Annotated in this window: 26 protein-coding genes; 9 read left to right on the top strand and 17 right to left on the bottom strand. The window is 60.8% G+C overall.

Annotated features, from left to right (window positions below; genetic code table 11):
* Positions 1-7 precede the first annotated feature (7 nt).
* On the bottom strand, positions 8-316 hold the full coding sequence (locus AC1D2R_RS08235) for a Dabb family protein (RefSeq protein WP_477966587.1): 309 nt from the start codon (positions 314-316) through the stop codon (positions 8-10).
* A gap of 244 nt (positions 317-560) precedes the next feature.
* Here AC1D2R_RS08235 and fdhA point away from each other — a divergent pair, with 244 nt between their 5' ends.
* Positions 561-1,751: a formaldehyde dehydrogenase, glutathione-independent gene (fdhA, locus tag AC1D2R_RS08230; protein ID WP_477966585.1), complete on the top strand. Its 1,191-nt coding sequence runs from the start codon at positions 561-563 to the stop codon at positions 1,749-1,751.
* A 71-nt stretch (positions 1,752-1,822) separates the two neighbouring features.
* Here the strand turns inward: fdhA and AC1D2R_RS08225 are convergent, their stop codons facing one another.
* The 6 genes from AC1D2R_RS08225 to AC1D2R_RS08200 all read right to left on the bottom strand — a co-directional run bounded on the left by AC1D2R_RS08225 (position 1,823) and on the right by AC1D2R_RS08200 (position 6,628).
* Entirely contained in the window at positions 1,823-2,626 is an 804-nt protein-coding gene (locus tag AC1D2R_RS08225) for an endonuclease/exonuclease/phosphatase family protein (RefSeq protein WP_477966583.1), read from the bottom strand.
* 94 nt (positions 2,627-2,720) lie between these two features.
* Positions 2,721-3,161: a ribonuclease HI gene (gene rnhA / locus AC1D2R_RS08220; protein ID WP_477966581.1), complete on the bottom strand. Its 441-nt coding sequence runs from the start codon at positions 3,159-3,161 to the stop codon at positions 2,721-2,723.
* Entirely contained in the window at positions 3,158-4,123 is a 966-nt protein-coding gene (locus tag AC1D2R_RS08215) for a homoserine kinase (protein ID WP_477966579.1), read from the bottom strand. Before AC1D2R_RS08215 ends, rnhA begins: the two co-directional genes overlap by 4 nt.
* A 251-nt stretch (positions 4,124-4,374) precedes the next feature.
* Positions 4,375-5,376, bottom strand: a complete 1,002-nt coding sequence (gene ispH / locus AC1D2R_RS08210) for a 4-hydroxy-3-methylbut-2-enyl diphosphate reductase (protein ID WP_477966577.1) — start codon at positions 5,374-5,376, stop codon at positions 4,375-4,377.
* Positions 5,377-5,496: 120 nt separating this feature from the next.
* Positions 5,497-6,252, bottom strand: a complete 756-nt coding sequence (locus tag AC1D2R_RS08205; protein WP_477966575.1) for an SURF1 family protein — start codon at positions 6,250-6,252, stop codon at positions 5,497-5,499.
* Positions 6,245-6,628, bottom strand: a complete 384-nt coding sequence (locus AC1D2R_RS08200; protein ID WP_477966573.1) for a DUF983 domain-containing protein — start codon at positions 6,626-6,628, stop codon at positions 6,245-6,247. The genes AC1D2R_RS08205 and AC1D2R_RS08200 overlap by 8 nt, the downstream gene beginning before the upstream one ends.
* 130 nt (positions 6,629-6,758) lie before the next feature.
* On the opposite strand from AC1D2R_RS08200, the gene AC1D2R_RS08195 reads away from it, so the two are divergent.
* The gene (locus AC1D2R_RS08195; RefSeq protein WP_477966571.1) at positions 6,759-7,400 is read left to right on the top strand and encodes a chloramphenicol phosphotransferase CPT family protein; all 642 of its coding nucleotides are present in this window, start codon (positions 6,759-6,761) and stop codon (positions 7,398-7,400) included.
* Between the two features lie 61 nt (positions 7,401-7,461).
* On the opposite strand, the gene AC1D2R_RS08190 is transcribed toward AC1D2R_RS08195, so the two are convergent.
* From AC1D2R_RS08190 to coxB, 6 genes are all read right to left on the bottom strand, one after another.
* Positions 7,462-8,340, bottom strand: a complete 879-nt coding sequence (locus tag AC1D2R_RS08190; RefSeq protein WP_477966569.1) for a cytochrome c oxidase subunit 3 — start codon at positions 8,338-8,340, stop codon at positions 7,462-7,464.
* A 57-nt stretch (positions 8,341-8,397) separates the two neighbouring features.
* Positions 8,398-9,003: a cytochrome c oxidase assembly protein gene (locus AC1D2R_RS08185; RefSeq protein ID WP_477966567.1), complete on the bottom strand. Its 606-nt coding sequence runs from the start codon at positions 9,001-9,003 to the stop codon at positions 8,398-8,400.
* Entirely contained in the window at positions 9,004-9,141 is a 138-nt protein-coding gene (locus tag AC1D2R_RS08180) for a hypothetical protein (protein ID WP_477966565.1), read from the bottom strand.
* Positions 9,141-10,097, bottom strand: a complete 957-nt coding sequence (locus AC1D2R_RS08175) for a heme o synthase (RefSeq protein WP_477966563.1) — start codon at positions 10,095-10,097, stop codon at positions 9,141-9,143. The genes AC1D2R_RS08180 and AC1D2R_RS08175 overlap by 1 nt, the downstream gene beginning before the upstream one ends.
* A gap of 68 nt (positions 10,098-10,165) precedes the next feature.
* Positions 10,166-11,869, bottom strand: coding sequence for a cytochrome c oxidase subunit I (gene ctaD, locus AC1D2R_RS08170; RefSeq protein ID WP_477966561.1), 1,704 nt, complete (start codon positions 11,867-11,869; stop codon positions 10,166-10,168).
* Between the two features lie 19 nt (positions 11,870-11,888).
* Positions 11,889-12,782: a cytochrome c oxidase subunit II gene (coxB, locus tag AC1D2R_RS08165; protein WP_477966559.1), complete on the bottom strand. Its 894-nt coding sequence runs from the start codon at positions 12,780-12,782 to the stop codon at positions 11,889-11,891.
* A 337-nt stretch (positions 12,783-13,119) separates the two neighbouring features.
* On the opposite strand from coxB, the gene AC1D2R_RS08160 reads away from it, so the two are divergent.
* Positions 13,120-13,710, top strand: coding sequence for an invasion associated locus B family protein (locus AC1D2R_RS08160; RefSeq protein WP_477966557.1), 591 nt, complete (start codon positions 13,120-13,122; stop codon positions 13,708-13,710).
* Between the two features lie 85 nt (positions 13,711-13,795).
* A complete protein-coding gene (gene tldD, locus AC1D2R_RS08155) occupies positions 13,796-15,211 on the top strand; it encodes a metalloprotease TldD (RefSeq protein WP_477966555.1) in 1,416 nt (471 codons plus the stop codon).
* A gap of 76 nt (positions 15,212-15,287) precedes the next feature.
* On the opposite strand, the gene AC1D2R_RS08150 is transcribed toward tldD, so the two are convergent.
* Positions 15,288-15,596 (bottom strand): pyrophosphatase, encoded by a 309-nt coding sequence (locus AC1D2R_RS08150; protein WP_477966553.1) that lies wholly within the window; start codon positions 15,594-15,596, stop codon positions 15,288-15,290.
* A gap of 56 nt (positions 15,597-15,652) precedes the next feature.
* A complete protein-coding gene (locus AC1D2R_RS08145; protein WP_477966551.1) occupies positions 15,653-16,939 on the bottom strand; it encodes a D-alanyl-D-alanine carboxypeptidase family protein in 1,287 nt (428 codons plus the stop codon).
* Between the two features lie 229 nt (positions 16,940-17,168).
* On the opposite strand from AC1D2R_RS08145, the gene AC1D2R_RS08140 reads away from it, so the two are divergent.
* A complete protein-coding gene (locus tag AC1D2R_RS08140) occupies positions 17,169-18,221 on the top strand; it encodes a polysaccharide deacetylase family protein (protein WP_477966549.1) in 1,053 nt (350 codons plus the stop codon).
* A 62-nt stretch (positions 18,222-18,283) separates the two neighbouring features.
* Here the strand turns inward: AC1D2R_RS08140 and pdxH are convergent, their stop codons facing one another.
* Positions 18,284-18,904 carry a pyridoxamine 5'-phosphate oxidase gene (pdxH, locus tag AC1D2R_RS08135; protein WP_477966547.1) on the bottom strand — a complete coding sequence of 207 codons (621 nt, stop codon included), beginning with the start codon at positions 18,902-18,904 and terminating at the stop codon, positions 18,284-18,286.
* A gap of 66 nt (positions 18,905-18,970) precedes the next feature.
* On the opposite strand from pdxH, the gene AC1D2R_RS08130 reads away from it, so the two are divergent.
* From AC1D2R_RS08130 to AC1D2R_RS08115, 4 genes are all read left to right on the top strand, one after another.
* Positions 18,971-19,429, top strand: coding sequence for an RT0821/Lpp0805 family surface protein (locus AC1D2R_RS08130; protein ID WP_477966545.1), 459 nt, complete (start codon positions 18,971-18,973; stop codon positions 19,427-19,429).
* A 261-nt stretch (positions 19,430-19,690) separates the two neighbouring features.
* The gene (locus AC1D2R_RS08125) at positions 19,691-20,887 is read left to right on the top strand and encodes a DnaJ C-terminal domain-containing protein (RefSeq protein WP_477966543.1); all 1,197 of its coding nucleotides are present in this window, start codon (positions 19,691-19,693) and stop codon (positions 20,885-20,887) included.
* Between the two features lie 122 nt (positions 20,888-21,009).
* Positions 21,010-21,828 carry an enoyl-ACP reductase FabI gene (gene fabI / locus AC1D2R_RS08120; protein WP_477966541.1) on the top strand — a complete coding sequence of 273 codons (819 nt, stop codon included), beginning with the start codon at positions 21,010-21,012 and terminating at the stop codon, positions 21,826-21,828.
* A gap of 88 nt (positions 21,829-21,916) precedes the next feature.
* Positions 21,917-22,507 (top strand): histidine phosphatase family protein, encoded by a 591-nt coding sequence (locus AC1D2R_RS08115; RefSeq protein WP_477966539.1) that lies wholly within the window; start codon positions 21,917-21,919, stop codon positions 22,505-22,507.
* Between the two features lie 26 nt (positions 22,508-22,533).
* Here the strand turns inward: AC1D2R_RS08115 and AC1D2R_RS08110 are convergent, their stop codons facing one another.
* On the bottom strand, positions 22,534-22,794 hold the full coding sequence (locus AC1D2R_RS08110; protein WP_477966537.1) for a DUF1344 domain-containing protein: 261 nt from the start codon (positions 22,792-22,794) through the stop codon (positions 22,534-22,536).
* Between the last annotated feature and the right edge of the window lie 201 nt (positions 22,795-22,995).

Raw genomic sequence — 22,995 nt, 5'->3', positions numbered from 1 at the left:
CCAATCCCTATACCTGGAGATCAAAGACGATAAGACCACCCAAGCCTCCGTCCGTCGACGAGACGATGCGCTCGCCGACGGCTACATGCTCGGGATGGACGAGATAGACATCGCGGGCCTCGGGACTTTCGAAGGTCACGGCAAATCCATCGACAAAGCCGCCATGCAGGCCTTCCGGCGACACGTTCGGTCCGTGCTTGATGTCGAGAATGCCTGGGATGAGCTGCTTCAGCGCGACTATTGATTCGAACAAGGACTGCTTCTCTTCGCCCGACATAGCGGCCTTCAGCCGCATCAGCACGCAGTGCAGGATCATATGGTGACCTCCCGAATGATATCTCGGGCACAATAGAGGGAAAACATGACAGGGCAAGCAGCAAAGGCCCAGCAACGCGAGCGCGAAGAGGCACACGGGCCACATGCGTCGCGGCCATTTCCGGCGTCCAAACCGTCGTAAACGGAACGACGCGCCGTCCGTTCTGCTTTAAGCTGTGGCGATCGACTGCGCACGGAAGAGGAGCCGTGCACAGCCTGCAGCATTTTCAACGGAGGAGACGAAAATGAGCAAGAACAGAGGCGTCGTCTACATGCGACCCGGCAAAGTCGAGATCCACGATATCGACGATCCGAAGCTCGAGGCGCCCAATGGCCGCCGCATCGAGCACGGCGTGATCCTGAAGGTCATTTCGACCAATATCTGCGGATCGGACCAACACATGGTGCGCGGCCGCACCACCGCCATGCCGGGGCTCGTTCTCGGGCACGAGATTACCGGCGAGATCATCGAGAAGGGCGTCGACGTCGAGATGCTTGCCGTCGGCGACATCGTCTCCGTGCCCTTCAACGTTGCCTGCGGCCGCTGCCGTTGCTGCAAGGAGCAGGACACCGGCGTCTGTCTGACGGTCAACCCGTCGCGCGCCGGCGGCGCGTACGGCTATGTCGACATGGGCGGCTGGATCGGCGGCCAGGCCCGTTACGTCACGATCCCCTATGCCGATTTCAACCTTCTGAAGATTCCGGATCGCGACAGAGCGATGGCGAAGATCCGCGATCTCACCATGCTCTCCGACATCCTGCCGACCGGCTTCCACGGCGCCGTCAGGGCGGGTGTCGGCGTCGGGTCGACGGTCTACATTGCCGGAGCCGGCCCGGTCGGGCTCGCGGCCGCCGCTTCGGCCCGCATTCTCGGCGCCGCTGTCGTCATGATCGGCGACTTCAACGAGGATCGTCTCGCCCACGCCGCCAAAGTCGGCTTCGAGCCGATCGACCTCACGAAGAGCGATCGTCTCGGCGACATGATTGCGCAGGTGACAGGCAGCAACGAGGTGGACAGCGCCATCGATGCCGTCGGCTTTGAGGCGCGAGGCCATAACGGCGGCGAACAGCCGGCGATCGTGCTCAACCAGATGATGGATATCACCCGTGCCGCAGGTTCCATCGGTATTCCCGGCCTCTACGTCACAGAGGATCCCGGTGCGGTCGACAATGCGGCCAAGCACGGAAATCTCGCGCTGCGCTTCGGCCTAGGCTGGGCCAAGGCGCAGTCCTTTCACACCGGCCAGACACCCGTCTTGAAGTACAATCGCCAGCTGATGCAGGCGATTCTGCACGACCGCCTGCCGATCGCCGACATCGTCAACGCCAAGGTGATCCCGCTCGAAGACGCGGTTCAGGGCTATGAGATGTTCGACCAGGGCGCCGCCACCAAGTTCGTGCTCGATCCGCATGGGGACGTAGCGAAGGCCGCGTGAGACTAAGCCTCCCAAGGCACGACGCGACGGGTGCGCAGTGCATCCGCCGCGTCACTTTGATGAAGAACCAGCTACGCGATCTCCAGCAGCAGCGCGCGGTGATCGGAGACCTCCGGCTGCGCGACGACGTCGAACGTGACGACAGCCACATCCGCTGTGACCAGCATGTAGTCTGCGAAACGCCCTTCCTTGACGTAGTGCGACGTTCTCGTGTCCGTGTGGCCGCGTGACACCACGAGGTCGCTCAGGCCGAGTTCGGCAAGCGCACCGAACATGACGCTGCCGGGCAGGACGTTGAAATCGCCGCAAACCACGAGCGGCTCGCCCTGGCGCCAGACACGACATATCAGGTCTACGAGGCGTTCCGCCTGCGCATGGCGCGCTGGCATATCGCCCTTGCCGGCGAGATCGCGCAGGCCGTGAAGGTGGGCGATCGTTACCGGACCATCGGCATCACAATCGAAGAGGCGGATGCAATGCGCGTTGCGGGCGCGGGGATGCGGTCCATAGCCGTCGCCGGAGAAATCGCCGTGCACGAAATCCATCGCATGGCCGATGACCGGATGTGTTCGGCGCACGAACGTCGCGAGGCCAAATTCGGACCAGACTTCGGCCTCGCCCTCGAACAGCTTGCCGCGTGCCATCGGCGCGAAGAAGGCGTCGTGTTCGGGTAGAATGGCCTTGATTTCGTCGAAGAGATTGGCGCGCTGTGGCAGGACATGGCTGCCGTCTCGATACTCCAGCCAATCGCTCGACACCGCGACAGAGCGCGTCACCTCCTGCAGGCAGAGCACGTCGGGATCGGAATTCCTCAGATACGGCATTAGCGGCGCGTGCAGCTTGCCGCCCCAGGCGTTCAACGAGATTATGCGCACCGCGTCCCTCCCCGTATCAGCAGCTGAGCTGCTTTCCCGATCGATTCGGGGAAGCGCTCTATATCTTTGTTTTTGCGTAGTTCCGTCCGAAATTCTACCGCTTCTTGAACGGCTCCATACCCTTGCGGGCAAGCTCGTCTGCGCGCTCGTTTTCGGGGTGGCCGGCGTGGCCCTTGACCCAGTGGAGCGTGACCTTGTGCCTGTTGCGCGCTTCTTCAAGCGCCTGCCAGAGTTCCGCATTCTTGACTGGCTTCTTGTCGGCGGTCTTCCAGCCGTTCTTCTTCCAGCCGAAGATCCACTTCGAAATACCGTCCATGACGTATTTGGAATCAGTGTGGAGATCGACCTCGCAAGGGCTCTTCAGCGCCGTCAGGGCCGAGATCGCAGCCAGCAGCTCCATGCGGTTGTTGGTCGTGTCGGCTTCGCCGCCGCAGAGTTCCTTTTCGACGTCGCCGTAGCGCAGGACAGCACCCCAGCCGCCAGGACCGGGATTGCCGGAGCAGGCTCCATCAGTGAAGATATCGACGTGCTTCATGCGGCAAGCCCGTATTCGACAGCAGAGGCAATCTGTCGGTGAAAGCGCAGCTTTCGCAGATATTCAAGCGGGTCCTTCTTGGTGACCATGGCGCCTTCCGGCGTCGTCAGCCAGTCGTAGAGCCGCGTCAGGAAAAAGCGCAGCGCCGAACCGCGAGAGAGGATCGGCAGAGCTGCACGTTCGGCATCGCTCAGCGGCCGGACACTCTGGTATCCCTCGAGCATCGCCATGCCTTTGGTGATGTTGTAGGCGCCATCCTTTTCGAAGCACCAGGCGTTCAGGATGATCGAGACGTCATAGGCGAGCAGATCGTTGCAGGCGAAGTAGAAATCGATCAGGCCCGAGAGTTCGTCTCCGAGGAAAAACACGTTGTCCGGAAAGAGATCGGCGTGAATGACGCCGGCCGGCAGCTCCTTCGGCCAATGGGCCGATAAAAATTCCAGCTCGCCGCGAACCTCGTTCTGCAGGCCCTTTTCAACTTCGTCGGCGCGGGCTTCGGATTTGTCCCAGAGCTCCTGCCAGCCGTCGATGGATAGCGCATTCGGCCGCTTGCGTTCGAAGCCCTCGCCGGCGACATGCATCTGCGCCAGCGCCCTGCCGACTTCGCGGCAGTGCTTGGCTTCGGGTTTGCGCAGCCACATGCCCTCCAGGAAGGAGATCAGCGCGGCGGGCCGGTCGGAGAGCGTTCCCAGCAACGCGCCATCCCTGCGCGGGAGCGGCAGCGGGCATGAGAGGCCGCGCGCTGCAAGATGCTGCATCAGCCCGAGAAAGAAAGGCAGATCGTTCTTTTCGACGCGCTTTTCATAGAGCGTCAGGATCAGCGGGTCTTTGGAGGTGTGGAGGAGGAAGTTCGAATTCTCCACGCCCTCGGCGATCCCCTTGTAGGAGAGCAGAGTGCCGGTATCGTACTCCGTCAGGAACCACTTCAAATCGTCTTCGGAAATATCGGTGTAGACTGCCAAGGCGGGCTCTCAGGTAGCTTACGAAAAGGAACAGCGGGTTGCGGTAGCATATATCGCGTACGAGGGCCGTCTCGTATACCTCATTCCTGTGCTTGTCACAGGAATCCAGCCACTGCACGTCCGCGCCGTGAAGGAAGAAAAATGGAGAACGCCGGAGATTCCAGATGTTTCCCGCCCAAGGACTTGGGCGCCCTTCATTCCTGTGAAGGAATGAAGGTGCATCTGGCTTGCCGCCGAACGAACTCTATCCCTCAGCCATTCACAAACGCCATGTCGGCCGATGTCAGCTCTATACTACGCAGTTCGCGGTTGACGAGGAAATGCTCGTTTTCCTGGACGGTTTCGGCAAGCTCGACCTTCGCATCGAACCGCGTGCGGAATGCCTCGATGATCTCGTTGACGATCACCTCCGGAGCCGAGGCGCCGGCCGACAGGCCGAGCGTCGAAATCGCGCCGATCTCGTTCCAATCGAGTTCGGAGGCGCGCTGAACTAGGATCGACTTCCTCGCCCCTGCCCGTAGTGCCACTTCAACCAGCCGCTTGGAGTTGGACGAGTTCGGCGCCCCGACGATGATGAAGAGATCGCAGCCGGGCGCCGCCTGCTTCACGACTTCCTGGCGGTTCGTCGTGGCATAGCAGATGGAATCGGCCGCCGGCGCCGTCAGGTTGGGGAAGCGCTCCTGCAGGCGCGCGATCACGCCTGCCGTATCATCGACGGAAAGCGTCGTCTGCGTCACATAGCCCATCTGGTCGGGGTCGACAGGCACATAGACGTCGGCATCCTCGATGGTCTCGATCAGTGAGACGGAACCCTCGGGCAGCTGGCCCATGGTGCCGATTACTTCCGGATGGCCGGCGTGGCCGATCAGGATCACATGGCGGCCGAGCTTGTTGTGACGCATGGCCTGCTTGTGGACCTTGGAGACCAACGGGCACGTGGCGTCGAGATAGAAAAGATTGCGGGCGCTCGCATCCTCGGGAACTGACTTCGGAACGCCATGGGCGGAGAAGACGACCGGCTGGGCTCGATGCTCTTCCGGGATCTCGTTCAGTTCCTCGACGAAGACGGCACCCTTGGCTTCCAGCCCTTCGACGACATAGCGATTGTGCACGATCTCATGGCGGACATAGACGGGCGCCCCATAGGACTTCAGCGCCAGGACGACGATCTGGATAGCGCGGTCGACCCCGGCACAGAAGCCGCGCGGTCCGCAAAGCCTGATCGTCAAAGGAGGTTTCGCTGCGATGTTCATGTCTGTTCCGTCTTATATTCCCTCATTCCTGTGTCGTCACAGGAATCCAGCCGCAGGCGGCCCCCGGGTTCAGGGATCCGTTGATCCTCTAGCCCAATATGGGCAAGAATTGAAGCGATACTATTGCGCAGGCGGGTCGCGACGCTTGCGGAACCGGGCAACTGCGACCATCAAGGCCAGCGTCGCCGCCAATCCATACCAGGTGAAGGCATATTGCATGTGATTGTTCGGCAGGTCGACCTCGGTCACCCCACCGATCGGAAACCCCTTGGGATTGGGCGTATCATCGGCATCGACGAAGAAGGGGACGACGCTTGCCTTGTCGAGACCGACGCTCGACGCCATCACGTCGAGGTCCTTCCAATAGAAAATGTTCTTGGGGATGTCGTTGTCGGGCACCACCCACGAAGGCTTGCCCGGCAGCTTGGCACGCGCAAGGCCGGCAACCGCCTGCTGGTCGGTCAACTGACCCTGCATGCGCATTTCCGGTTCCTTGTTGTCGTAGGGCACGAAGCCGCGGTTGACGAAGAGGTAGCGACCGTCGGCAAGCTGTAGCGGGGTGTAGATGTAATAGCCGGTCTGGCCGCGCCAAGTGGCGAAGAAGTGCCGCTCCCTGCTGTTGTCGTAGACGCCGCTTGCGGTGAGCCGGCGGTACTCGATGTCGCCACCCTTCGCCGCCATGGCCTCGATATCGGCCAGCGGAACCGGCGGCGTCTCGCGACGCTCGGCGATGTCGGCGAGCAGGCCTTCCTTCCATTGCAGACGCTCGAGCTGCCATGTGCCGAGCGTGACGAGGATGGCGAGCGCGACTGCGACCGCGACGCCCGTCAGGACCGGCAGCTTGCGGCGAGGCGCCGAGTGTCGAGTGTCAGTCACGGGAAAGGCGTCCTTCGCGGGCGTTGTGGCGGTATTGCATGGCAATCAGAACGCCCTTGCACCAGCGCAGCGAAATTAACGAGAGGATGACCGTCGATGGACCGAAGAGAAGAATATGCAGCCAGATCGGCGGCGAATAGTTCACCTCCAGCCAGAGCACCGAACCGATGACGATGAAGCCGACGATCAGGATAACGAACACCGCCGGTCCGTCGCCGGCGTCTGCGAAGGAATAGTCGAGGCCGCAGGCGGCGCAGCACGGCTTCAGCGACAACAGGCCATCATAAAGCTTGCCCTGGCCGCAGCGCGGGCAGCAGCCCTTGATGCCGGTCTTCACCGGATCGACAGGCGGAAAATGCGCATTGTCGTCGTTCATGTTATCCTTCCAATTGGCTGTGAATCCCAGGAGCCACGCCATAACTCACCCATAATGTATTCGCAGAACGAAAGGAAATGCCTGCGCGCTTTCGCCTCACCGATTCGCGCCAAACAGAAGAAGAAAACTGATGACCAACGAGAGCTCTGCCGCCCAGATCGTCATTCTGAACGGTGCGCCGCGAAGCGGAAAATCGACGATAGCCAAGGTAATCCAAGAGCAATTCGAAGGCGCGTGGATGAACCTCGGCGTGGATTCCTACAACGATATGACGCCCGAGCGCTATCTGCCGGGCATCGGCCTGCGTCCGGGCGGAGAGCGCCCGGATCTCGAGGACGTCATACCGTTCTTCTACGCGGCGCTCTACGAGTCGATCGCCATTCACGCAGGTCTCGGCCTCAACGTCGTCGCCGATCTCGGACACCATGACGCCTACTCCCGGCCGCTCGGCATTCTGGCCGATTGCGCGCGGCGGCTGGAGGGTTTGCCAGTGCTTTTCGTCGGCGTCAAATGTCCCCTCGACGTCATCATGAAGCGGCGCGAGGTCGGGGTTCCCGGTCGCGAGATGCTGTACGCTACGGCAAGCAATGCCGAGACGGTCCCGCAGGCGGTGGGGCGCTGGCAAGAGGAGGTCCACATTCCCGGCATCTACGATCTGGAGGTCGATACCTCCGTGCTGACGCCGACCGAATGCGCCGAAGCCATCCGTCACCAGCTCGATATCGGCATCCCGGATCCTTCCGCGTTCGAGCGCATCGCCGAGGCACGCTGACTTGCAAAAGAAAAAGGCGGGCGCCGTGGCACCCGCCTTTTTCATTGGAGTTTCGCGTCGGTCAGCCGGCTGCGAGCGGCGCGCCCCAGCCGCCCCAGACGTAGATGCTGAAGAACAGGAAGAGCCAGACCACGTCGACGAAGTGCCAGTACCAGGCGGCCGCCTCGAAACCAAAGTGCTGCTTCGGCGTGAAGTCGCCACGCATCGCGCGAATAAGGCAGACGATCAGGAAGATCGTACCGACAAGGACATGGAAGCCGTGGAAGCCCGTCGCCATGAAGAAGGTCGCGCCGTAGATCGAGTTCTTGAAGGCGAAGGGAGCATGCGCGTATTCGTAGGCCTGCACGGCGGAGAACAGAATGCCCAGCAGAACCGTCAGCGTCAGGCCCTGGATCAGACCCTTGCGATCGTTGTGCAGCAGGGCATGGTGCGCCCAGGTAACCGTTGTGCCCGAGAGAAGCAGGATGACGGTGTTGTAGATCGGCAGGTGCCACGGGTCGAGAACCTCGATGCCCTTCGGCGGCCACTGGCCACCGGTGAAGGCAAGGCGCGATGCCTGAATGGCCTCATGCGGATAGAGGCTGGCGTCGAAATAGGCCCAGAACCAGGCGACGAAGAACATCACTTCTGAAGCGATGAACATGATCATGCCATAGCGCAGGTGCAGCGACACGACGCGGGTGTGGGAGCCCTCGTGGGCTTCCTTCACGGTGTCCGACCACCAGCCGAACATGACGTAGAGCACCAGCGCCAGGCCGATGAAGAACAGCCACGGATGAGCCCACTCGATGCCGAAGATATGCAGCGAACCGCCGTTGATGTAGCGCATGAAGCCGACGCCACCGAACGCCATGATGAAGGCGCCGATCGAGGCCAGAAGCGGCCATGGGCTCGGGTCGATGATGTGGTAATCGTGATGTTTCTGATGCGCATCAGCCATGTAAGCTATCCCCGGTCTCTTCCTCTTCGTCCCGGCTTAGCCGGAAACGACCCTCAATCAAAGTTTCTTTTCAAGCTTTACCGTTCCACCCTCGTTCGAAGCCAGCGGCTTCGGACCATCTTTCGGGTAGAATGTATAGGACAAGGTGACCGTGTGAATATCCTTGGATTCCACGGTCTTGGTAATTTCCGGATCGATATAGAAGACGACCGGCATTTCAAGTTTTTCGCCTGGCTTCAGGACGGTCTCGTTGAAGCAGAAGCACTGCACCTTGTTGAAATAGGCGCCCGCCTCGCCCGGCGTCACGTTGAAGACCGCCTGGCCGCGCTGCGGCCCGTTGGACTTGTTGACGGCAGTGAAATTGACCTGAATGGTCTCACCGATCCGCGGGTTGACTTCGCGCTCGACCGGCTTGAACTCCCACTCCAGGCCGGGAGCGACGTTGGCATCGAACGTGACGCGCATCTTGCGGTCGAGAACGACGGTGGACGCCTGTTCGACACGCTGTGTCGTTCCGTTGTAGCCGGTAAACTGACAGAACATCCTGTAAAGAGGAACGGCCGCATAGCTTGCGGCACCCATGCCCACGACAAAGGCAAGGCACATGAAAACGACGGCGCCGTTGTTGCGCGGCTTTCTGGGCGTGCTTTGCAACTCGCTCATCTACATGTGTCCCGCCGCAAACTTCACGATTGTGATCGCGTAGAAAAGAATGACAAGGCCGGCAAGCACCAGGCCAAGAGCGACGTTGCGGTTGCGGCGCGACTTGCGCTGCGCATCGGTAAGCTTGATCGTATCCATCAGAGCCACCCTCCGGTGTGAGAAACCAGCACGGCAGCCAGCCGATCGAACATCAGCGCGGAGAAGATCGCGAACAGGTAGAAAATCGAGAAGGCGAACATCTTCTTCGCGGGAACCATCCTCTGATCGCCATCCGGCATCCGCCAGACGGCGATGGAACAGTAGATGAAGATCGCGCCGAGCGCTGCGGCGACAAGCCCGTAGCCGACGCTGGCGAAACCAAGCACGGTCGGCAACACGGCGCAGAGGGCCGTCAAGATGGCGTAGGCTACAATCTGATGCTTGGTAGTGCGTTCGCCCGAGACGTTCGGCAGCATCGGGACGCCGACAGCCTCGTAATCGCCCATTTTAAAGAGAGCGAGCGCCCAGAAATGCGCGGGCGTCCAGAGGAAAATGATCATGAAGAGCACGACGCTCTCGATCGGGACCGTGCCGGTGACGCAGGCCCAGCCGATGACGGGCGGAAACGCACCGGCAGCGCCCCCGATGACGATGTTCTGCGGCGTCGAGCGCTTCAGCCACATCGTATAGATCACAGCGTAGAAGAAGATGGTGAAGGCGAGGATCGATGCAGACAGCCAATTGACGGCGAGCCCGAGGATCGTCACCGCGAAGCAGGACAAAACCAGGCCAAAGGCGAGTGCCTCCCTCGGGGCAATGCGGCCGGCCGGAATTGGGCGCTTGGCTGTCCGGGTCATGATGGCGTCGATGTCGGCATCGTACCACATGTTGAGCGCACCCGAAGCGCCGGCGCCGACAGCGATACAAAGGATAGCGATCAGGCCGATGACGGGATTGATGTGGCCCGGCGCCAGCACCAGGCCGGCAAATGCCGTGAAAACCACGAGTGACATGACCCGCGGCTTCAGAAGTTCGAAATAATCGCGCGCGCTTGCTTCCGACAGGCGAAACTCGCTGTCGTGTGCAAGAGCTTTGCGATTGCCGATGACTGTCATTATCTCGTCCTGCAAACTTGAAGGCGATCGCCACACTCTAACACGCGGCGATCGCAATTTCTTGCATCTTACTTGATGCGCGGGAGCTGTTCCCACTGGTGGTACGGCGGCGGTGAAGACAGCTGCCATTCGAGCGTCGTTGCGCCCTCACCCCAGGGATTGTCGCCGGCAACGCGCTTCTTGGCGAAAGCTTCGAAAACGCAGACCAGGAAGATCAGCACGCCGACAGCCGAGATGTAGGAGCCGATGGAGGAGACGTAATTCCAGCCGGCAAATGCATCTGGGTAGTCGATATAGCGGCGCGGCATGCCTGCGAGACCGAGGAAGTGCTGCGGGAAGAACACCAGGTTGACGCCGATGAACATGACCCAGAAGTGCAGCTTGCCGAGGAACTCGTTGTACATGTAGCCGGACATCTTCGGGAACCAGTAGTACCAGGCAGCGAAGATGGCGAACACGGCGCCAAGCGACAGAACGTAGTGGAAGTGAGCCACGACGTAATAGGTGTCATGCAGCGAGCGGTCGAGGCCGGCGTTGGCGAGCTGGACGCCCGTGACGCCACCGACAGTGAACAGGAAGATGAAGCCAATCGCCCAGATCATCGGCGTGCGGAAAGTGATCGAGCCACCCCACATCGTCGCGATCCAGGAGAAGATCTTCACGCCCGTCGGAACGGCGATGACCATCGTCGCGAAGACGAAGTAGCGCTGCGCGTCGAGCGAGAGGCCGACAGTGTACATGTGATGCGCCCAGACGACGAAGCCGACGGCGCCGATCGCGACCATGGCGTAGGCCATGCCGAGGTAGCCGAAGACCGGCTTCTTCGAGAAGGTCGAGATGATGTGGCTGACGATGCCGAAGCCGGGCAGAATCAGGATGTACACTTCCGGATGACCAAAAAACCAGAACAGGTGCTGGTACAGGATCGGATCACCGCCGCCTTCAGGCGAGAAGAAGGCCGTGCCGAAGTTGCGGTCGGTCAGCATCATGGTGATGGCACCAGCAAGAACCGGCAGCGACAAGAGCAGCAGGAACGCGGTGATCAGAACGGACCACGCGAAAAGCGGCATCTTGTGCAGCGTCATGCCCGGTGCGCGCATGTTGAGGATGGTGGTAATGAAGTTGATCGCACCCAGGATCGAGGACGCTCCGGCGATGTGGAGTGCAAAGATCGCAAGGTCCACTGCCGGACCCGGCGTTCCCGTGCTCGAGAGCGGCGGATACATCGTCCAGCCACCGCCGGCGCCGTATGCGCCCGCCGGGCCTTCGACGAACATCGACATGATGAGCAGAAGGAAGGCCGGAACGATGAGCCAGAAGGAGATGTTGTTCAGGCGTGGGAATGCCATGTCCGGTGCGCCGATCATGATCGGCACCATCCAGTTGGCAAATCCGCCGATCATCGCGGGCATGACCATGAAGAAGATCATGATCAGCGCGTGCGCGGTCGTGAACATGTTGAACATCTGCTTGGCACCGTCGATGGCGGCGTCGCCTTCGTAGCCGTAAACCATCGATGCCAGACCGTGGAAAATCTGGATGCCGGGCTCCTGCAGCTCCATGCGCATGGCAACGGAAAGCGCACCGCCGATGATGCCGGCAATGATCGCGAAGATCAGGTAGAGCGTGCCGATGTCCTTGTGGTTCGTCGAAAAGAACCAGCGGTTGATGAAGCTTGGCTTGTGCGAGTGGTCGTGGTGGTCGTCATGGGCATGTGCGCCATGAGAGTGATCATGCGAATGATGATCGTCGTGTGCGGAAGGTCCAGCCATAGTCCCGTTCCCTCTTCCCTTACTGTGCGACGTTTTCGGCAACATCGACGGTCTTTGCAGGACCATCGGTTGCAGCGATGAGGGCCTTGTAGGCTCCGGGCAGATCGGCAGCGGCGGCGGTCAGCCACTGCTTGTACTTGTCCTGGGAGACAACGCGAATGGCGATGGGCATAAACGCATGGTCCTTGCCGCAAAGCTCGGAACACTGGCCGTAGAAGAGACCTTCGCGCTCGGCCTTGAACCAGGTCTCGTTCAGACGGCCCGGCACGGCGTCGATCTTGACGCCGAAGGACGGCATCGCGAATGCGTGGATGACGTCGGTCGGAGCGGCTGTCACGAGGACACGCACCGTCTTGTTGACCGGCAGAACAAGCTCGTTGTCGACGGTCAGGAGGCGCGGATAGATCGCCTTGTCTTCCTTGCCGGCCGCAGCGCGATCCTGATCCTTGAGCAGGAAGGAATCGAAGGCGAGCGGGCTGTCGCCGGTGCCTTCATATTCGTAGTTCCACTGCCACTGGGTCGCCGTCGCCTTGATGGTCACGTCCGGATTTTCCGGCAGCGTTAGCTGGGCGGTCAGCAGGTTGAAGGAAGGAACGGCCAGAAAAAGAAGAACCAGAACCGGCCCAACGGTCCAGGCGACTTCGATCAGCGTGTTGTGGCTCGTCTTGGAAGGCACCGGGTTCGCGCTGGCGCGAAACTTGAAACAGACGACGAGAATAAGGACCAGAACGAAGAGCGTGATCGGAACAATAAACCAAAGGGTATACTGTTCGAACCAATGGATGTCCCGCATGATCGGCGTCGCCGCCGGTTGCAGAGTCGCCTGCCAGGGCGTCGGCTGGTCGGCATAACTGCCGGAAGCAAAAAGCAGACAGACCAGCGCGGTCAGAGCTGCATAAGCCTTCTTAATCACGTTTATATCTCCCTCGAGCGCTGATCTGCGTAAAATGCGCGCAGAATCCTTGCCATCTTCTGCGCTTCAAACCACAGTTTGGCATCCGCCGCAACAGGCCAAAGCATTTGTCTGTGCGGCATTTTTGCCTGAAGACGCATTCCTCCAAGCACAAAGAAACGTTCCATCTTTTTCGTCATGATACGGAAAAGGCAGCCGCAGGCCAGTCAGCGGCGGCAACATTCTTTAGCAAAGGTCCCATTTCCGCCGTAGTCCCCGGCTTTTGAGCGAGTAGGGCTTTTCATTTCGGACGACGAGCCCCAACTTAGCGGCACTGATTCGAACTGCAGAGGTTTTCATGGGTTTCCGTTCCCTCGCACGGCCATTTGTGCTGACAGCGTGCATTGCGGCCGCAGCGACTGCTCCCGCGTTCGCCCAGCAGCAACCGGCGCAACCCGCCGCCCCCGTTCCCGCCGCGCCTGCGACGCCGGTAACGCCTGGACAAACGCAGCCGCAGGCGCCGGGCACCGTCAAATCGAACCACGGCGCATGGTCGGTCGTGTGCGACAAGCCTGCCGGCGCTTCGGCCGAGCAGTGCGCGCTGATGCAGAACGTCATCGCCGAAGACCGGCCTGAAGTCGGCCTCTCGGTGGTCGTGCTGAAAACCGCCGACCGCAAGTCGAAGATCCTGCGCGTGCTTGCGCCCCTCGGCGTGCTTTTGCCGAACGGCCTTGGCCTCAATGTCGACGGCAAGGATATCGGCCGCGCCTATTTCGTCCGCTGCTTCGCCGACGGCTGCTATGCCGAAGTCGTGCTCGAAGACGAGCTGCTGAAAACCTTCCGCAGCGGCGCCAGCGCCACCTTCATCGTCTTCCAGACACCGGAAGAAGGCATCGGCATCCCCGTCGATCTCAAGGGTTTTGCCGAAGGCTACGACGCCCTGCCCTGATCGTCACCATTTTGGGGGCTTGCTCGAACCGTCCACGGGACCTACATCGGCTGAAAGCATTTCTGCTTCAGCGGAGCATAAAGATATGAACACCGATCTCCTGACGCTTTTCGACGCTGACGAAGCGAAGATGCGTTCGCTTGTTGCCGAAGCGCTTTCCGGCGCTGACGATGGCGAGCTCTACATCGAACACGCCCAGGCGGAATCCCTGATGTTCGACAACGGCCGCCTGAAGGGCGGAAGCTTCAACACCGAGCAGGGTTTCGGGCTGCGCGCAGTGGCGGGCGAAGCGGTCGGATATGCGCATGCGGGCGATCTGTCGGTGGCGGCACTCAAGCGCGCAGCCGATGCGGTCGGAGCGGTGACGCGCGGCTATTCCGGCAGCTATGCCGCCGCTCCCCAGCGCACCAACAAGAAGCTCTATTCAGACGAGAACCCGATCGGCTCCCCGACCTTCGAAGAGAAGGTTAAGGTGCTGCAGGACATCGACGCCTATCTGCGCGGCAAGGACGACAAGGTGCGGCAGGTGACGGCCTCCGTCGCCGCAAGCTGGCAGGTGGTCGACATCCTGCGTGCCGACGGCCACCGCGTCCGCGACATCCGGCCGATGACGCGCATCAACATCTCGGTCATGGTCGGCGAAGGCGAGCGGCAGGAAACCGGCTCCTACGGCAGCGGCGGCCGCATCGGCTTCGGCGATTTCATTGCAGAAGGCAGCTGGCAGTACGGCGCCGACGAGGCGCTGCGCCAGGCTCTCGTCAACCTCGAAGCAATCGAGGCGCCTGCTGGCACGATGGACGTCGTGCTTGGCTCCGGCTGGCCGGGCGTCATGCTGCACGAGGCCGTCGGCCATGGGCTCGAAGGCGATTTCAATCGCAAGAAGACATCGGCATTCGCGGGCCTGCTCGGCCAGATGGTCGCCGCTCCCGGCGTGACCGTCGTCGACGACGGCACGATCGACAACCGACGCGGCTCGATCACCATAGACGACGAAGGCACGCCTTCGGCCTACAACGTGCTGATCGAAGACGGCAAGCTGGTGGGCTACATGCAGGATCGGCAGAACGCACGGCTCATGGGCCTGAAGCCGACCGGCAACGGCCGGCGTCAGGGCTATGCTCACGTGCCGATGCCGCGCATGACCAACACCTATATGCTCGGCGGCGACAAGACGCCGGACGAGATCATCGCCTCTGTAAGGAAGGGCATCTATGCCGTCTCCTTCGGCGGCGGCCAGGTGGACATCACGTCTGGCAAGTTCGTCTTCGGCTGCACTGAGGCCTACCTGATCGAGAACGGCCGGATCGGCGCACCGGTCAAGGGCGCGATGCTGATCGGCAACGGGCCCGAGGCAATGAAGCGCATTTCCATGGTCGGCAACGACATGAAGCTCGACACCGGCATCGGCAATTGCGGCAAGGCCGGACAGTGGGTCCCGGTCGGCGTCGGCCAACCGCATTTGCGGATGGATCAGGTGACCGTCGGGGGAACCAAGGCCTGACCCGCAGGAGCGGCAATGAGACCGTCGGTGTCGGCTGAAGCAAATTTCAAGCAGCTGAATATCCCGACGGCTGGGTCTATGCTTCGTTTGGCCAGAACAGCCCCTTGCGCTTGATGGCGGCCGGGAGATCCAGGAGGTTCCTGTGGGCGAACTGCAGGACTTGCCCGAGCACGTCGGACGTCTCGTCCGCAAGATCGCATGACATTTCCTCGTCGGAACGCCCCTTGCGGCGACCGCGGTCGCTGATACGGTTCCAGGCCTGAGTGAGCTCGCCCATTTCGTCCTGAAGCTTTAACAAAAACCAGTCGGCATCGTGTTCTATGCCGTTCGTCTGCGCATAGGCGCGGGATGCCAACTCAAATTTCTCGGTGAGTTCATCCAGCATGACGTTCTCCTTTTGCTTACGAAGGAGAACGCTGATTCCCGGCCCATGTCCAGAACTCAGCCGCGATCGGGGAGAAGCACGCAATCGTAGGAGCGCTGCCTCAGCGCATCGCAAGCCGATGTCGCGGCCTCGCGGCTCTGGAAGCCGACGAAGCGGGCCCGAAAGACCCTATTGGCGCCCTTGCCGACAGCTTCCGTGTACGGAGACGCGGTCTTCAGCGCAGCACCGCCTTCGGACTTGGCCAGCGCCAGCAGTGCGCGGGCGGCATCATCGCTCGGAGCTGCGGAAATCTGGATCTGCCAATCGCCCGACGCCGGTGCAGCGCCCACACGCTGGGAGGCGGGCTTGCCGATGTTCGCCATTTCCTCAATCGCAGAGGGTCGCTCCATCGGTACGGCCGTGTCGCTCAAATAGCCCAATGCTCTTGGCGCCAGATCGTTCGAACGCGGTGCCGTTGCCGGAACCGGGAGATCGCTCGCCTCCGCGGCAGAGGCAACCTCGACCGGCTGGCGCGAATTGACGCTGGCCACCAGCTTGGCGCCGCCGGATGAGGAGGCACGGCCCAGATACTTGTCGAGCAGACCCGCCATCTTGTCGTCGCGGCTTCGGGCGGTGCGGCCGCCGAGCACGACGCCGACAACGCGGCGGTTGCCGTCCTTGACGGCGCTCACGAGGTTGAAGCCGGAGGCGTTGGTATAGCCGGTCTTGATGCCGTCCATACCCTGGTATCGGTACATCAGGTTGTTGTGCCCGCGGATCGTCTTGCCACGGAAATTGAAGCTCGCCGTGGCGAAGAGGCGGTACTCGCTCGGATAGTTCCGCATCAGTGCGATGGCGAGCGTGGACATGTCGCGGGCGGTCGTCAGCTGACGGCTGTCCGGCAGGCCGGAGGCATTGTAGAAGGTCGTGCGGCTCATGCCGAGCTGGCGAGCCTTTTGCGTCATCATGCGCGCAAAATTGCTTTCCGATCCGCCGAGCGTCTCGCCCATCGCGGCAGCGGCATCGTTCGCGGACTTGGTGATCATGCCGAGGACCGCTTCGCGGACCGTGATGGTGCCGCCAGCGCGTACGCCGAGCTTCGTCGGCGGTCGGGAAGCCGCGTATTTCGACACCGTGATCGGCGTATTCCAGCTGATCTTCCCGCGGCTCATGGCCTCAAACGTCATATAGATCGTCATCATCTTCGTCAGCGACGCGGGATGGTTCAACTCGTCGGCATTTTCAGAGGAGAGAACCTGGCCGGTTCGCGCGTCGAGGATCAGGGAGGCATTGCCCGCCATCGCCATTACAGGCGCCGCAACGACGAGCGTTGCGGTCAGAAACGCGGCGACCAGCTTATTCATGCACTTCCCCTCAGAGATCGAACGACCGTCGTCATCCGGAATTGTCCCGTTCCGCTACAGAAGGGCTCAATGTGGCGCGACATTGCGGCAACTGGCACTATTTTTGCCAAGTTTTATCCTTCATAGTGAAAGAACGGTAAAAGCGCCACGCGAAAAGTTAGCATTCAGTAAGACTTAACCTCAGGCCTGCTAGTTTCCGCGCTCATTGGAACCGGCAAATGGGGCGGAAATGACGGCGAGCGCCAGAATGCTTGCGAGGCGAATCGCCATTACGGGCGGGCTCGAGGCTGCTAATCTGCTGCGCGCGGCGGGTCTGATGCGCGGCGCCCGCGGTCGTGGCGCCGTTTTCACGCTTCATCATGTTCGGCCTGACGAAACGCCATCGTTCGCGCCCAATGCTCACCTGGAGATCACGCCGGGCTTTCTTGACGCCGTGCTCACGCAACTGAAGGCAGACGGCTATCGGTTCATATCGCTTGGCGACATTCCCGCCCTGTTGTCGGAACCCGAGCCGAAGCAACCCTTCGCTGCCTTTACGCTGGATGACGGCTACCGGAACAATCTCGTCTATGCGTTGCCGATCTTCGAGCGCCACCGGGCGCCTTTTACCATCTTCGTGCCCAAGGGGCTGGCGGAACGCACCCACACGATCTGGTGGGAGACGCTGGCAGCCCTGTTGCGCAAGGAGGAAAGGCTCGGCTTCGATTTCGGCAACGGAAACGAGATGGTCGATCTTGCGACGCCCGCGGCCAAGCATCGGGCTTTCGAACGCTTTGCGCAGTATCTGCATCGAAGCGATGAAGCAGCGGCTGTTCTGAAGATAGACAGCGTCGCACGAGCCCACGAGCTCGATCCCGTCGAGATCGTCGACGACCTCGTCATGGGTCCGGCCGAGCTCAATCTGCTGGACGCCAGCCCGCTGGCATCCCTCGGAGCCCACACGGTCAGCCACCGGGCCGTTTCGCGCCTCACCGATGCGGAGGTCCGCGCGGAGATGGAAGAGTCCTGCGAATACGTTGCCGCAATTGCCGGCAAGCGGCCTCACTCCTTCGCATACCCCTATGGCACGCGGGAAGCGGTCACCCAGCGCCAGGCAGAGATCGCCCGTGACCTCGGCTTCACGATCGCCGTCACGACGCAACCCGGCGTGGTGGCGCAGCGCGCGCTGTCCAGCATCACCTACCTGCCCAGGCTTTCGATCAACGGTCTCTATCAAAAGGCCCGCTACGTCTCGGGCCTGGCCTCGGGGATCCCCCTGAAGTTAATCGGCAATCTGGGATGACCACGGCGCAGGCCATCAAGCCGCGCTATGGGGGCCACATGCCGGTTGCCCTGTCTCAAGACCTAAGGATACATCCGCACCTTCGACCAATCGCCGTCGGGCGAGGAGCGGCGAAACTCGATGCGGTCATGGAGGCGGAATTTCTGATCCTTCCAGAATTCGATGGAGACCGGCCGGATGCGGAAGCCCGACCAGTGCGCGGGACGCGGGATTTCGCCGATCGCGTAACGGGCGGTGTATTCGGCAACGGCCTTTTCCAATGCGAATCGACTTTCGAGGGGGCGCGACTGCTTTGACGCCCACGCGCCGATGCGGCTGCCGCGGGCACGCGTCTGGAAATAGGCGTCGGCCTCCTCGTCGCTGACGATATCCACAGGGCCACGCAGGCGAACCTGCCGGCGCAGCGTCTTCCAGTGGAAGCACATGGCCGCTTTTTTCTGTCCGAGGACCTCGCGGCCTTTCTGACTCTCGAAATTCGTGTAAAACACGAAACCGTCTTGATCGAATCCTTTAAGGAGAACCATGCGGACATTGGGAAGGCCGTCCTCGTCGACCGTCGCAAGCGCTACCGCATTCGGGTCATTGATCTCGGAGGCTTCCGCCTCGTTGAGCCAATCTGCAAAGAGATCGAACGGTTCGTTTCGCTCGGTGAAGTCACCGCTTGTTAACTCATTTGCCGACATATTAGCTCAAATGCCCCGGGTTTATTCGAAGATTGCCCAGCTTTACGCTACTGGACAGGACGCAGGGTGGAAGTCATAGCAAAGTCAGATCGTGATACAAAGGGTCTGCTGCGGCAATGCGCGGCCTTCTGCATTGTCGGCATGGCGGTGCTCTCCCTCTCCGGCTGCGTCTCCAGCGGTATCGATATGTTCAGCAGCACCAAGGTCGACCGTTCGGTCGCGACCGGCACCGTGCCGCAGCCTGTCCCTACCAGCGATTCAATTTCCGACGAGATGACCGTCGGCAACGCCGTGACCTCGGCCGATATCCAGCGACTGGAAGGCCGTCCCCTCCCGTGGGCGAACGCATCGACCGGAAGCGCCGGGGTTATCGATACGATCGTCGAGAACACCGACACGGGCCAGGTCTGCCGCCAGTTCCGCACGACCCGCCATTCCTATGTCGGCATTTCAAAATTCTACGGCAAGACCTGCCTCGTCGGCGGCGGCAACTGGCAGCTGTTGAGCTTTCAGCCCGAAAGCTGAGCGAGCCTGGGACCGTGCTTGGCGCTCGGTCCCATTTTCCTTCGAAATTTAGCAAAACAATAACCATTCGGCATGAAACCGCCGCTCCTTTCCCCGTGCAATAAGGACTGATTAGCAACTTTACCGGAAGATCGTTCCCATAAGTACGTTCATTTTTCCGCTTGGGAAGCGAACCTGAACGCACCAAATGAGTTGTATGTGGGCTTCGGGGTGCTGGACAGAGGACAAGCACACCGCATTAGAACACCGGCGGTTTGAAACATGCGCGATCCTTATAAGATCTTAGGCGTCAAGCGCGACGCGGGGCAGGACGAAATCAAGGCGGCTTGGCGCAATATGGCCAAGGCCGTGCACCCTGATCACAATCAGGGCGATCCGACGGCGGGCGCGCGCTTCGCAGAGATCGGCCGTGCCTATGAGACGCTGAAAGACCCCAAGAAGCGCTGTCTCTTCGACACCGCCCTGCGTATGGCGGAAGCTAAACAGAACGAAAACACCATCATGCAGCAGCGCCAGGTGGCCCGCGAAGCGGCGATGCGCGCCAAGGCAGCACAGGCAAACGCCGAGCGCGTGATGGAAGAACTCGCCCGAGCGGCAGCACAAAAGGCAGCAGCCGACGCGGCCAAGCCGCAGCCGGCTCAGCAACAGCAGACCCAGCAGCAACAGACGGGCGCCGCCGAACCCGCCGAGGAGATGATCGAGCGGATCTTCGGGGCACAGGCGCGCACTGCAAGTGCAGGAGGCGGACGGGCTCAAAGTTTTTCGGCAAGCGCGACAAGGCGGCCCGAGACAGAGGCGTCGAACGCCGAGGCGCAGACTGACGCGGCCAGGGCGGCGGAAGGCGAGCCAACGGTTGAGGAGGCCGCTGCCGCGGCGTCTGCGATTCTGCAACCGCTCAGCCTGCTCACGTCGCTCGTTCGCCGTTTCACCGGCAGCGCTCCCTTGCCCGAAAAGGCTCCGGATCAGATTGCCACCGCAACGGTGACCATCGACGATATCCTCAAGGGCAGCTGGACGAGCGTGGATCTAGGCGAGGGCCGTGAAGCGGGCTTTGCGCTGACATCGGGCACGACCGAAGGTCATCAGGTGCGGCTCAAGGGCCAGGGACACAAGCTGGCGGGCATGCAGCGCGGGGATGCCGTCATCAATATCCATATCGCGGCCGATGCGCGCTTCACGGTGGACGGCTTCGACCTGCACGCGGTTCTGCCCGTGACGATCGAGAACGCGGTTCTCGGCACCGAGGCACATATCGATGGCCCGAACGGTTCACTGACGGTGACAGTTCCGGCTTGGTCAGGCTCTGACAAGACGATCCGAATCCCCGGTCAGGGTCTTGCCAACGGCGAAGGCGGCAAGGGCGATCTTGTCGTGGAACTGCGGATTATTCTGTGGGAAAAGCCTGACGCCAAGGTGACAGATCTCATGCGCAGCTTGAAGAATGGGCTGTTTCTGTGAAATTTTGGTGACAAGAGCACCCTTTGTTACGTTCCCTAACAGTTGATGATTGCTGCCAATCTTGAACCGGTTAGCAGCCTATGCCATAGGCAGGACCGATCAATTTCCTTAGGGGGCGAAATATGGCTCAGGCATCAGGCCTCATGTCAGGCAAACGCGGCGTCATCATGGGCGTTGCCAACAATCGTTCGATTGCGTGGGGCATTGCCAAGGCTGTTCATGCACAGGGTGCCGAGATTGCTTTTACCTATCAGGGCGATGCGCTGAAGAAACGGGTCGAACCGCTGGCGGCCGAACTCGGCGGCATTCTCGCAGGCCACTGTGATGTCAGCGATGAAGCATCGATCGACACGGTTTTCCACAATATCGAAAAGACCTGGGGCAAGATCGACTTCATCGTTCATGCAATCGGCTTTTCCGACAAGGACGAACTGACGGGCCGCTACGTCGACACGACGGCTGACAACTTCGCAAAGACCATGCAGATCTCCGTCTATTCCTTCACCTCGGTCGCTCGCCGCGCCGAGAAGCTAATGACGGACGGCGGCTCCATGCTGACGCTGACCTATTATGGCGCCGAAAAGGTCATGCCGAACTACAACGTCATGGGCGTCGCAAAGGCCGCGCTCGAGGCGAGCGTCAAGTATCTGGCGGTCGATCTCGGACCGAAGAACATCCGCGTGAATGCGATTTCGGCAGGCCCCATCAAGACGCTCGCAGCGTCGGGAATCGGCGACTTCCGCTACATCCTGAAGTGGAACGAGTACAACGCACCGCTGCGCCGCACCGTCACAATCGAGGAAGTGGGCGACGTCGGCCTCTACATGTTGTCGGATCTCTCGCGTTCGGTCACGGGTGAAGTTCACCATGCAGACAGCGGCTACCATGTCATCGGCATGAAGGCTGTGGACGCACCGGATATTTCCGTCATAAAAGACTGATCGCACTCCTTTTACTGCGTCGTGCTCGCGGCCCCTCCCCCAACGCGACAGCATTTCGAGGGCCGAGCGTGCTAAACGGAGCCGATCGTTGCTTATCTACGTTATCCGACACGGCCAGACAGACTGGAACGCGGAGCGCCGTCTGCAGGGTCAGAAGGATATTCCGCTGAATGCAATCGGCCGTGAACAGGCCCGGCAAAACGGCATCGACCTTGCGGAAATCCTGAAGATCGAGGCTGTGTCCTTCGATTTCGTTGCAAGTCCGCTGGGGCGCACCCGTGCCACCATGGAAATCATGCGCGCGGCAATGAACCTGCCCGCGCGGGACTACCACACCGACCCGCGACTGGTGGAGGTTTCCTTCGGCGACTGGGAGGGCCACACGGTCAAGGAATTGAAGGCAACGGTTCGCGATCGCATTACTGAGCGAAATCTCAACAAATGGGATTTCATCCCGCCGGGCGACGATGCCGAAAGCTACGAAATCATGTCGTGGCGTGTTGCCTCGTGGCTGAATTCCGTCGAGCAACCCACCGTCTGCGTCACGCATGGCGGCGTGATCCGCAGTCTTTTTCGAACGATTGCCGATGTGCCGAAGAACGAAGCCGCGGAAGGCGAAATCCCGCAGGATCGCATTCTGAAGATAGAAACCAGAGACAGGCTGATAGGCTGGATCTGATCCGCCGCTCCTCGAGGAATATCTCCTTACTGGACGATATCGAGGTCGTTTATAACGCGCTTGCCGTCCACTTCGGTATAGAAGACAATAACCTTCACGCCGGCTTTCAGGCCTTCGAAATTGAACTCCTCGGACGCCTGATAGGTCTTTCCGTCGTCGAGAGTCAGGCTGAGGTTAGCCATGTCGACCTTCTTGATCGTTGCCTCCACGTCCGCGCTCTCGGCAAAGCCGCTGATCGGCGACAGAAAGCTCGCTGTGGCCATAAGCGTAGCTACTACAAAGCGCATGACGGCATTCCTTCGAAAACGCGACTCAAACATCCAATTGCGCACAGATAATCTCCCGAATATGGCGAAAGTTGCCCTGAAGAGTGACCTTCCGCGCCCAATTCATGAATAGCATTTTAACTAAAATCAACACTGCCCGTTAGCAATCCCGCCGGCGCCCCGCCGGTCCCAAGGTGATCTCCGGGAAATCGTAAATTAACC

The organism is Rhizobium sp. P1_C7, from assembly GCF_056406295.1.
This window is presented reverse-complemented; position numbering and strand designations above follow the sequence as displayed.